The 11,210-nt window shown below is 48.8% G+C and carries 8 protein-coding genes; 4 read left to right on the top strand and 4 right to left on the bottom strand.

Features of this window, described 5'->3' with window-relative positions; genetic code table 11:
- Positions 1-16: 16 nt before the first annotated feature.
- The 3 genes from LPA26_RS06570 to LPA26_RS06560 are packed head-to-tail and all read left to right on the top strand — an operon-like array spanning position 17 to position 4,218.
- Positions 17-2,332, top strand: coding sequence for a DUF1549 and DUF1553 domain-containing protein (locus LPA26_RS06570; RefSeq protein ID WP_229007747.1), 2,316 nt, complete (start codon positions 17-19; stop codon positions 2,330-2,332).
- 60 nt (positions 2,333-2,392) lie between these two features.
- Positions 2,393-3,847, top strand: a complete 1,455-nt coding sequence (locus tag LPA26_RS06565) for a DUF1501 domain-containing protein (protein WP_229007746.1) — start codon at positions 2,393-2,395, stop codon at positions 3,845-3,847.
- Positions 3,847-4,218, top strand: a complete 372-nt coding sequence (locus LPA26_RS06560; protein WP_229007745.1) for a hypothetical protein — start codon at positions 3,847-3,849, stop codon at positions 4,216-4,218. The genes LPA26_RS06565 and LPA26_RS06560 overlap by 1 nt, the downstream gene beginning before the upstream one ends.
- 70 nt (positions 4,219-4,288) lie before the next feature.
- On the opposite strand, the gene LPA26_RS06555 is transcribed toward LPA26_RS06560, so the two are convergent.
- The 4 genes from LPA26_RS06555 to LPA26_RS06540 form a co-directional block, all read right to left on the bottom strand.
- A complete protein-coding gene (locus LPA26_RS06555) occupies positions 4,289-7,165 on the bottom strand; it encodes a TonB-dependent receptor (protein ID WP_229007744.1) in 2,877 nt (958 codons plus the stop codon).
- 311 nt (positions 7,166-7,476) lie between these two features.
- Positions 7,477-8,499, bottom strand: a complete 1,023-nt coding sequence (locus tag LPA26_RS06550) for a hypothetical protein (protein ID WP_229007743.1) — start codon at positions 8,497-8,499, stop codon at positions 7,477-7,479.
- Positions 8,500-8,555: 56 nt separating this feature from the next.
- Positions 8,556-9,359, bottom strand: coding sequence for a hypothetical protein (locus LPA26_RS06545; protein ID WP_229007742.1), 804 nt, complete (start codon positions 9,357-9,359; stop codon positions 8,556-8,558).
- 42 nt (positions 9,360-9,401) lie between these two features.
- The gene (locus tag LPA26_RS06540) at positions 9,402-9,818 is read right to left on the bottom strand and encodes a DUF6152 family protein (RefSeq protein WP_229007741.1); all 417 of its coding nucleotides are present in this window, start codon (positions 9,816-9,818) and stop codon (positions 9,402-9,404) included.
- A 436-nt stretch (positions 9,819-10,254) separates the two neighbouring features.
- Between LPA26_RS06540 and LPA26_RS06535 the strand changes: the two genes are divergently transcribed.
- Positions 10,255-11,046 carry an SDR family NAD(P)-dependent oxidoreductase gene (locus tag LPA26_RS06535; protein ID WP_229007740.1) on the top strand — a complete coding sequence of 264 codons (792 nt, stop codon included), beginning with the start codon at positions 10,255-10,257 and terminating at the stop codon, positions 11,044-11,046.
- The last annotated feature ends 164 nt before the right edge of the window (positions 11,047-11,210 follow it).

The following is an 11,210-nucleotide window of genomic DNA, read 5'->3' as shown; positions in this document are numbered from 1 at the left end:
GATGGAAATAAAAACAATGAAGAACATACAGTGCCTGGCTTTACTGTCAGTCTTATTTGCTGGTCCGTTAATGGCTGAAGAGGGCAGTCCGGCTAATTCAGCGACAGAAAAACGCTGGTCACCTTATGAGACAGCGCAAAAACCTGCTGTGCCGGTGGTGTCGCAAAAAGCATGGGTACGCACGCCCATCGATAGTTTTGTTCTGGCGCAGCTGGAAAGTAAACAGTTAAAGCCTGCTGTAGAAGTTGATCGGGTAACTTTTATCCGCCGGGCAACCATGGATGCCTGGGGCTTGCCACCTACCCCCGAAGAGGTAAAGTCTTTTGCTGCTGACAGGTCTTCTGACGCCTATGAAAAGCTGGTAGATCGCCTGCTGGCATCTCCTCGCTTCGGAGAACGTCAGGCACGTCGCTGGTTGGATCTGGCGCGGTATGCCGATAGTGCAGGATTTGAGAATGATGCCGGGCGTCCAAATAACTGGCGCTATCGCGATTATGTGATTACGGCCTTTAACCAGGACAAGCCGTTTGACCTGTTTATCAAGGAGCAAATTGCCGGGGATGAATTATGGCCGGACAGCCAGGAAGCAAAAATCGCCACCGGTTATCTTGCTGGCTATCCTGATAACAGCAATTCGCGCGACATGATACAGCGCAAATACCAGATTGAAACCGATATTGCTGATAATGTCAGCGAGACTTTCCTGGCCACCACCATGGCATGTGCGCGTTGCCATAACCACAAGCAGGACAAAATCAGTCAGAAAGAGTATTTCCAGTTCCAATCGGTGTTCTCCAACACGGTGTTTGATACCAAAAAAGAGCTGGCAAAAGGTTCTGAAAGTGTCTGGGACAAGCAATATGTGGAGCAGTTTGTCAAATACCAGGCCGCAACCAAACATATCCGTGATGCTCAGCGCAAAGTGCTGGATCCATACAAGGATGCCAGCATTCAGTACCAGAAGTCGCGCTATATAACTGACACCCTGGCTGCCTTGCAAAAGCCGGAAAAGGAACAGAACGGGCTGGATAAATGGATTAATTTCCGCTGGCAGTCTGTGTCTGGCGTGAATGGCGGCACCGGCTACCTGAAACTGGTGGCTGAAACCAAGGAGCATCCGGAGCATACGCCGGATAAGGTGGCTGCGTGGGATGAATACCAGCGCCTGCAGAAAGAATTGCGCAAGTTTGATGATTTGAAACCTGCCAGTGGTTCCTCAAATTACACTGCAGCGGCAGAGCTGAGCGCGACTGATATCCCACCGACCTTTGTACGGTTCGGTGGTATTCATGAGCGGCCAACCGAAGCTGTGCAGCCAGGCCTGCCAAAGTTGTGGGGCAATGCCACACTCGACATCAAGCCGACCGCCACTTCTTCAGGCCGCAGGACTGCGCTCGCTAACTGGCTGGCCAGCCCGGAAAATCCACTGACTGCTCGTGTGTATGTCAACCGCGTGTGGGCGCAATACTTTGACCGCGGCATTATCTCCACGGCTGAGAATTTTGGGCGTGCCGGCGACAAACCTACGCATCCCGAACTGCTTGACTGGCTGGCGACTAACTTCACCGAGCAGGGTTGGAGCATCAAGAAACTGCATCGCCAGATTCTGCTGTCCAGCGTCTATCGCCAATCTTCAGCAGAGCGTCCGGAAGCGGCCAAAGTCGATCCGGAAAACAAATTGCTGGCAACTTATCCGCGCAAACGACTGGAAGCTGAAGTTATCCGTGATTCCTTGCTCTATGTAGCCGGCGTGCTGAACGAGGACGTAGGCGGCCCATCGGTATTGCCGCCTGTGACGGCGGGCGATCAGGGGCCTGTGGATGAGAATGGTAATCGCCTGTGGCCGGTTTCAAAAACCACATCTGACTGGAACCGCCGTTCGATCTATATCTATAGTAAACGCAGCTTGCCCTATCCGATGTTGCAGAATTTTGATCCGGCGGATCCTTCCAAGGCCCATCACAAACGTGATGTCACCACTACCCCCTTGCAGGCGTTGACCTTATTCAACAGCCCGCTGGTGGTCAACTGGTCGCAGTCGCTGGCTGGCCGTGTGATTAATGAAGCCGGTACCAATGAAAAAGCACAGCTGGACCGGTTGTATCAGGTGATTTTCTCCCGCTTGCCTAGCAACCAGGAGCGCGCCTCATTGCAGGATTTCCTGAATAAGCAGGAAAACATCATTAAAACGCAGGCCAAGGATGGCCGATTTGCTGTCGCCGTGCCCATAGGTGTGGCAGATACCAGCCACCTTAACCCGGTACGTACCGCAGCTTTCGTCGATATGGTGCAAAGCCTGGTGAATACCAATGAGTTTGTATACAGGTTCTAAGTCCGTATTACCTTAAATGTGAGTTTCTAGGATTAACGTTTTTAAGCTTTGGGGAAAACAATGAATGACAGCCGCAGGAAGTTTTTGATCAACGCCGGTTTAGGCCTGGGTGGCGCAGCCGCTGCGGCTGGATTTATTCCAGGCGTTGGCTTTATTGGGACGGCCATGGCGTCCGATCTGGTGGATCCGCTCGCACCAAAACCGACGCACTTTGCCGGCAAGGTGAAGTCGGTGATCTGGCTGCATATGAAAGGTGCGCCTTCCTCACTCGATTTGTTTGACTATAAACCGGAACTGATTAGGCTGGCCGGGCAAGATGTACCAGCCTCTTTCCTCAAAGGGCTTAAAACCTTTACTCAAGGGGGCGTAGGCAAACTGTATGCGGCTAACAACCGTGACTGGAAGCAGCATGGTGACAGTGGTGCCTGGTTTTCAAATCTGCTGCCTAACATGGCCAGTCAGGCCGACAAGATGGCATTTATTCGCTCCAGCGTGACCGTGGGTGCCACGCATGATATTTCTATTCTCAAACTGAATACCGGGGATTTAAACCCTGGCCGGCCTTCACTGGGCGCCTGGGTGAATTATGCACTTGGCTCAGCCAACCGCGACCTGCCTTCTTATGTGGTGCTGTACAACGGCATGCGTGAACCGGATGCCGGTTCGGTCAACTGGAGTTCCGGCTTCCTGCCGGCTGTGTACCAGGGTACCGCTTTCCGTCCTGGTGATTCCCCTATTGTTTATCTGGATCGCCCCGAACTGCGCTCAGTTTCACAACAGCGGAATTCGCTGGACTTACTTAACCAGTTAGACCGGTTGCGTGGTTTGGGACACACCCATGATACCGAGTTGCAAGCGCGGTTACGGTCATATGAACTGGCTGAACGTATGCAACTGACAGCGCCTGAAGCCGTAGACCTTAAAGGAGAATCCGCTGCTACCAAAGCCCTTTATGGCCTGAATGACAACACCAGTGAAGGGTATGGCGCCACGTTGTTGCGTGCACGTCGTCTGGTGGAACGAGGCGTACGGTTTGTGCAAGTGGTATCCGCCGCGCCAGATAACAGGCCGGAAGGTTCTGCCGATGACTGGGATGCGCACCATGACCTGGACGGCAACCATGGCCTGATGTCACGTATGGTGGATAAACCGGTCGCCGGTTTGCTGGCTGACCTCGAATCACGTGGTTTGCTGGATAGTACGCTGGTGGTATGGGCTTCAGAGTTTGGCCGATCACCCTGGAGTGAAAGCGGCACTGGTCGTGACCATAATGCCTTTGGCTACACCCAATGGATTGCTGGCGGTGGTGTGAAAGCAGGATCCTCCTATGGTGAAACCGATGCCATTGGCCTGAAGGTAACAAATAAAGATGATGCTGTTGACACTTATGACCTCCATGCAACTGTCCTGCATCTGTTAGGCCTGGATCACCTCAAAGTAACCTATCTGAATAATGGACGTTCTGAGAGACCGACTGTGGTATATGGCCGGGTGATTGATGAACTGCTGGCATAATGCGTTTGCGGGTAGTCATGATGCTGGCGGTCATGCTGGCCACCACGTGGAGCGTAGAGGCCGGAGATTTTGAAGTCGATGAAGACTTCATGCATGACGTTGAAGATACCAGCAAAAGCCTGACTAATCACCTGGCGTTGAATAACAAGACAGCCAGCAATGATGACGTGCAGCGATTAATAGGCATGTTTTCCAAGGTGGAGTCCTATTACACGCTCAAAGCTGATTCTGATGAGCAGTTAGGCTTGGCACAAAAAAGCCATGAGTTGACCAAGGAGATTAAATTCCTGGTCGACGCCGGTGATTTCGAGCATGCGGGTCAAAAAGCGACCGTGCTATCGCGTACCTGCAAGTCCTGCCATGATTTATAAGTTTTTGTTTGATATGCCCTAATAAAAAAACCAGCGTTTTCACGCTGGTTTTATTTTGCCTACTCTTTCATTAAAGTTTGCTGCTAAATACAACGCCAATCCAACGCGGTAGCGACGGTGTATAGCTGGCGAAACCATATGGGTTATATTCTTTGTCAAATGCATTCTTAACTAGAACGTTTGCATCAAATAAGCCATCCCTGCGACCTATTCCTACGCCTAAATCTAGCAAACCGTATGCATCTACCTTGTCGTATGACGAAGTGCTGATGTTATAGCTGCTAAAGTATTTGTAATTTGCATCAGCATGGAATACATAGTTGCCAAATACCGGCAAGTTATAACCCGCATATAAGTTGCTGGTGAATTTAGGCGATTGTACTAAAGTGTCGCCTTTAGCATTATAAAACAGCTGGCTGGGCTGTAATCCAACAGTGCTGCGTTCGCTAGGGAATGCAAAGAACGCGTCATCTGCGTAGCGCGCATCATTATAAGCTGCTGCTAAACGGAAATTAAAATGCTCCAGGCCCAGATAGGTGGCATCAAGTTCAATCCCTTTTGCACGAACTTTGGGCACATTGCCAACTTGGCTGGAGTAACCCTGGCAAGCAGCGCCCACACAAGAAGTTGTTGATGCATTTTGAAGGGTCAGGTTAGCATCAGGAGTCGCTATAGTGGTTTGGAAATCCCTAATCTCATTTACGTAAACATTTGCATTAAGTAACAGCTCATTATTGAGTAATGCACTACGCAAACCAAACTCCACACCAGTGGTCTTCTCTTTGTCTACAAGGGCGGCAAGACCAGCTGCACTCATTTGAGAAATGCCAGCTTTTTCGCCATACTGAAGCGAGCCATATACAGAGATGTTGTCACTGAGCTTGTCGGTCAATGTTACGACAGCAGAGTGGACGGCCCCATCCCATGGCTTAGCTTTTCTATAGTTATATAGAGATCCAGGTTGCAAGGTGCCATTACGAACACGAGCTGCATCTCTCAATTGATTCGCTCTTGCAATATTTGCGGTATCTAGAGGGTCGTCTATTAGGTCATTGTATGTTGTTCCAAAATAGCGCTGAGCCAAACGATCAGCCGCTGCTTGAGCCGCAGCTGATCCACCAACAGTAGTTGTTGTGGCGCTATTGCCAAATGCAGTCGTAAGATCGCCACCGACGCCAGGATCAAGCAAAAATACTCCTTGTGTAGTGCTTCTATCTTCAAATGAAACGGCATAACCCGTGGTCAAAGTAAGGGGCTTGCTCAGGTGCCAGTCTGCTTGTGCGTTTGCCCCGATACTTTTGTTTTCGACGATTGTGTTTTGAGATTTGTAAGCTAGATTCAGCGAGTCTCTGAGCAATGCTTGACCAGCGGCAGAAGCACTTAAACTGGTATACAGGCCATCATTTGCTTGGAAAGCACCCGCATCATTACCATAACGAGTACGGCTACCCAGTGAATGGTTGTCTGTTTTCAAATACAGTAAACCACCTTGATAATCTACTAAGCTATTTTCATCTTTAATGGAGTTGAACCTGAATTCCTGACTCAGCTGTTTGAAGTCCGTGATATAGCCACCGCTTTTTGTGATGTCATATGGCGTACCCTCGTCATTAGATGCACTAAACCAGTGATTACGCCAGCCGGTGATAGATTTGAATTCATGCCCCAAGGCATTCAAATACAAATTGGCCGTTAAGCCTTCCGAACTTGTAATGATTGCGCCATTGTTATCGGTATTCGTCATGTATTTGTAATAGTCGGTCGAAGGATTCCAAACTGTTGGATCACGATTAAACCAGGCGCGGTTAACATATTTGTTATAAGCCGTATCAACATTACTACCTGGTCTTGCTACACCATTACTAAAGGTCCTTGGTTCGGGATGTCTAACAGTGTTGCCGTTGACGAATTCTGAGCCTTTTGGTTGCAGTTCATAACTTAGTTTGGCATTGAAGTTTTCAGAAGGAGTTAACAAGAATTGGATACGGCCGAATGTACGGTCAGTGTTTTGATAACTGCCACGACCTTCAAAGTCCGGAAACTGTTCTTTAAATGGGCCCTCCTGCTGTTCACGCACAAAGCTACCACGCCAGGCAAGCAAATCATCAATCACCGGCCCGCCAATCACAGCTTGTGTTTTGGAGGTATGCCATTCACCAAATGTTTGTGCAACGCTGGCAACGGGTTTAAAAGTAGGCTCTTTGGTTTTAAAGGTGACACGCCCGATGTTGCTTGATAAGCCCCCCGCCGTTCCTTGTGGTCCGCGTGTAACATCAACCGTGTCAATATCTGTGTAAATATACCCATTTGCTAACGGAGTATAAGCAATGCCAACGCCATCAATGAGTACACCTACAGTTGGCGCGATCTGATCGCTAGAACCTGTGGTGATGCCTCGTAAAGTAAGCGACCCTGTCCTTGGGTTTCCATAGTTAAAGTTAACATTGCCAACGCGTCTCAATACTTCGGTGATGTTAGTCGCCTGAAAGCGATCAAGTTCTTCACCGCTGACAATCGAAATGGAGGCCGGCTTATCCTTGATTCTTTCCAGAACGTTCTTTTTACGAGCCGTAACAACTAATGAATCCAATTCGTTGGCATCTTCCGGAGGCGTTGTCTGTGCCTGTTGTGGTTGCTGAATTGTAGTCGGCTCCGTATCGACTTTTTCGCTGCCAGGTTTCGCAGACTTTTCCTCCGCCAAGGCTTTTTCAGAACGACTAAGCGCTTGTTTCAATCGTTCGACTTCTTGTCTTAGTTCGTTCACTTCCTGATCGTCAGCCGCGTAGACTGGATTAACTGCAGTCAGCGAAAGTCCGGCAACGGCAATGCTAATCAATGTTCGTCGAAAGAGCGGCCGGATAATCTGATCGGCCGGATATTTTTTTATATAGTTCACTTTTAGAGTCCCTTTACTTGTTTGAGGTGCCATGGTTTTAGCAACTTGCATTCCAAATCCAGAGTAAGGGAGTTTTAATCGGTGTGATCTATATGTGATTTAATAAGTAATTGATTTTTAATGAAAAATAAACATTCAGTATTGTGTTTTTTTATGTAAATACGTGGGGGGATGAGTTATTTTGTTGATGATAAAACATATTTCAAGCAAACTGTTTATACAGAAACAAGATGTTTGTTTTTGACGTCATTTTAATGATTAATAATGAATGATAGATTCAATTTGTATCATTTTAGATACAAAATAATTTATAAAAAAGCCGGAAGCATTCGCTTCCGGCTTTTGAGTCTCTAATAGTTATCTTATCTACGGGCGCCTAAACCGAATCCACCGTTATTTTCGGTACAAATACGTTCTTCTCGATCCAGAAACACTTTGCCCTGTGGGTGATTGGCAATAGTGGCTTCAAATTGCCAGCCATTGGTCTTATCAGCAGCTGTCCAGCGTTTGGCGGGTATGGTCACTGTAAATGGCCGAGTATAAACCTCAGGGTCATCGAACGTCGCGACATAGTTAAAGCGTTTGTTGTCTTTATCAAAAATATAGCGTTCCTGGATTTTTGCATTTTCGCTAACGAACTCGCCAGAACGGCCAAATAAGGCTTTACCGTTATGGTTGCTTACATCCACTACCAGCGTGTTGCCTTCCCAGTGGCCGCGCGAATCACCGTTCCACAGCTTGATGTTGTCCGGCAGGTGCGGTTTGTTATCCAGGTGGATAATGCGCGTGCCGGAGTTGAACTGGAACAGCACGTAACCGGGATACTGGCTGATCTCAAAACCATGCCAGGTAAAGGTCTTGGGAACGCCGCCAGGCGCGCAACGAGCCAATGGTTCTATGTACTCAGGCTTTTTCGGGTCGTGGAAACCGATCTGGAACTCCTTCACTTTTTCCAAAGCCCATGGCCGTAACGGCAACTGGCCATCTGCCGGGTCGCTGACTCGGCTAGGCGCGCGTTCATTACGCGGGCCTTTGGCGAGGCGGTTAGGGTTAGGGTCGTGAGGAATGCCACCTTGCGGGTCAGTGAAATTGTTGTGGTTGGCAATGGTGTTGGACCAGTGGCCTGAAATATCCGGTTGACCGTCCGCAGTACGTGCGCCAGTCCATCTGCCTGAAGCGATGGCCGGAAATTCTTTTTCCCAGCGGGCCACTTCAGGGTTGGGCGTACCTTGCGTGCTGCCAGCTGTCGCTGCAACTGATTTAGCCGGTGGCGTTTTTGCTGGCTGATCGGCAGAAATACCAAGCAGCGGGGTGAGTAACAGGCAACCCGCCACCACATTTGACAACGAGGCCAGCGGATGCTTGATAGATGAGTTGGTTTGCATACTTATTCTCTCTTGATAGATTACTTATCTTTAGTGATCGCGATGTCGTAAAGGAGCTATTCGGCGTTGGCCGGGCGTTTAGGTGGATAGTACTCATCGTAATCAAGGGTGAAACGGTAATCCTCGATCAACTGGAAGTTCTTTTCGCGGTGGCGGTACAAGATTACGCTCAGTGTCCAGGGTTTGCTGTAGACGTTTTCATCTTCCAGCGTGGCTTTGTACTCGATGGTATTGGCGTCCAGGTATTTCCATTTTTCAACTACATGCAGTGCATCACTGTGGAAGTTGCCGGAACGGTCCAGCCAGGTCTTGCCATTGAAGTGCTTGACGTCCACTACCAGCGTGTCGCCTTCCCACTTTGCGCGGGAGTCTCCCAGCCACCAGTCATTAGGTTCCAGCGGATGGTCTGTGCCGTTGGTGTAGATAGTGCGTACCGAATGGCCGAACTGGTGTACAACGAACAAGTCATTGGCGCGCTGGAAAATCTGGAAGGGCTCAGGATAGTACACACCGCGTACGGCACCCAAGGTATAACCTTTTAACGCGGGGTCGTCGGTGGCACGTGCTTCAAAGTTCTTCTTACGTTGCTCCAATGCTTTGGGCAGGTAGGGAATCAGGTTGCCCTCAACGTTGCCGGCACTTGGCGGGGCGTCTTTGCGATTAGAGTGTGGCTCAAGATCATAATCGGCTGCGCTGGTGGTTTGCCAGATGCCGGAAAAGTCAGGCTTGCCATTAGCCAGGCGCGGCAGTTTTTCAGCGGCATAAGCCTGGCTGGTAAGGGTGCTTGCCACGACCAGGATCAAAGCGTGCAAGCCGACGCGCCAGGATGGCTTGCCGAGCTGTAAGGATAGCGTTTTCAAAGTGACTCCTTGTTTTCCTTAAATGGATGATTATTAAAATGTTTATGGGTTTACTGTAGGAGCATCCTGCGCGCCGCCTGTTTTGAAGCTACGGCCATCCGCAAGGGTAGTAGTCACTGCATAACCATATTCTTTATCGTTTTTAGAACGGTAGCCTTTGATTGAAACTTCTACCCCTGCTTTGAGAACGGTTTTATTAATTCCTTTTTCGCGCAGGCTGAACGGCGCCCCGAATTCAAAACCCCAGTTCGTCACGCTTCCATCAGGGTTTTTAACGTCTATGTATAACCAGCTGTGTGGATTGGTAAGCTCCAGCTTGGTAACTACCCCTTTAACTTCAACAGGGTTATTGGCATCGAACTCAGCTGAAAAGGCATGGTGTGCATTCGCAGGTACGATGAATGAAGTGGCTGTAGTCAGTGCAAGCGCTGCGATGCCTAATGGATGGGCGGTTTTCAAAGGTATCTCCTTGATTTTGAAAAAATGATAGTCGGGTCATATCTTTTGAATGATGATTCCCGTATGGCAGGTCAATCTTTATTCGTTTCTGGTGCTGATCTCTTTAGCATCTAGCATGCCAGCTTGGAAAAGCGGATTGCGTCATTTGCTCACTTCGGCTAAGTGATTGATTTAATTTAAATGATTATTCTTTTATTGGATTAGGAATTGTGAGAATGATTGAATTTTTATGTTGCCGTATAAACAGCAAAGGTAAAGCTGCTGGTGCTTTGACAGCACATAGATAAGGGAGGTATCTCTATAGATTTTGAGCCGATTGCAGAGGCTATTCTCAAGAAAATTCCGAAACGCCGAAGCATCTTTTCTTGCATGGCGCAAATACTCAAGTCGCAATAGAATAACTGTCAATTTTTAAACTAAATGGAAAGGCGCGGTTATGGACTTGCAACTGGCAGGTAAAAAGGCATTGGTCTCCGGCTCCACGGCGGGGATCGGTTTGGCAATAGCTACCTTATTAGCAAAGGAAGGTGCAGAAGTAGTCATTAACGGGCGTTCTGAACGTTCGGTCCAGCAAACGATCGAGGATATTCAGCATGCGACCGGTAAAAAAGTTTCGGGCTTTGCCGGAGATTTAACGCAGGCAGAGGTGGCCGAGAAGCTGGTGGCGGCCTATCCGGAAATCGATGTACTGGTGAATAATCTGGGGATCTTCGAGCCCAAGAATTTTGAAGATATTCCTGACGCTGACTGGCAGCGTTTTTTTGATGTGAATGTATTAAGTGGTGTTCGTCTCGCCAGGCTTTACCTGGCCGGCATGAAGCAAAAAGACTGGGGCCGTATCGTATTTATCTCCAGTGAAAGCGGTGTGCAGATTCCGCCGGAAATGATTCATTACGGCATGACAAAATCTGCACAGATTGCGGTTGCGCGTGGCCTGGCCGAATCTTTGGCGGGGACGCAGATTACTGTCAACAGCATATTGCCCGGACCTACACGATCCCGTGGGGTAGGTGATTTCGTTGAAGCACTTGCTCAGGCAGAAAACAAATCACAGGAAGCATTCGAGCAGGAGTTTTTTGAACATGTCAGGCCAACCTCGCTGATCAAGCGATTTGCTACCACTGAAGAAGTCGCCAATCTGGTGGTCTATATTGCCAGCCCCTTATCTTCCGCAACGACAGGTGCTGCTTTACGCGTAGATGGCGGCGTCATCAAAAGCGCGTTTTAGCCGGGTATGTTTTCAAGCTTAGGCGCGAAGGCTTGTCACTTAAGCATCCTGGTGGTTTAACGATAACCATATAGTGCGGGGCGAGTCTATTTCGTTTCATGGTGAACCGGCTTCGGTAAATGTAAGTCACAATGCTGTATGGCTATTTCCGCTGAATAAAAAGA

Origin of the sequence: Methylophilus sp. Leaf408 (genome assembly GCF_916856905.1) — a bacterium.
Taxonomy (GTDB): domain Bacteria; phylum Pseudomonadota; class Gammaproteobacteria; order Burkholderiales; family Methylophilaceae; genus Methylophilus.
Note: the sequence above shows the minus strand (reverse complement) of the source record. Positions and strands in the feature narration are given on the sequence as shown.

Bases quoted from the DNA above. Each gene is read 5' to 3' on its own strand.
- LPA26_RS06570 (WP_229007747.1), top strand. From the start codon at position 17: ATGAAGAACATACAGTGCCTGGCTTTACTGTCAGTCTTATTTGCTGGT.
- LPA26_RS06565 (WP_229007746.1), top strand. From the start codon at position 2,393: ATGAATGACAGCCGCAGGAAGTTTTTGATCAACGCCGGTTTAGGCCTG.
- LPA26_RS06560 (WP_229007745.1), top strand. From the start codon at position 3,847: ATGCGTTTGCGGGTAGTCATGATGCTGGCGGTCATGCTGGCCACCACG.
- LPA26_RS06555 (WP_229007744.1), bottom strand. From the start codon at position 7,165: ATGCAAGTTGCTAAAACCATGGCACCTCAAACAAGTAAAGGGACTCTA.
- LPA26_RS06550 (WP_229007743.1), bottom strand. From the start codon at position 8,499: ATGCAAACCAACTCATCTATCAAGCATCCGCTGGCCTCGTTGTCAAAT.
- LPA26_RS06535 (WP_229007740.1), top strand. From the start codon at position 10,255: ATGGACTTGCAACTGGCAGGTAAAAAGGCATTGGTCTCCGGCTCCACG.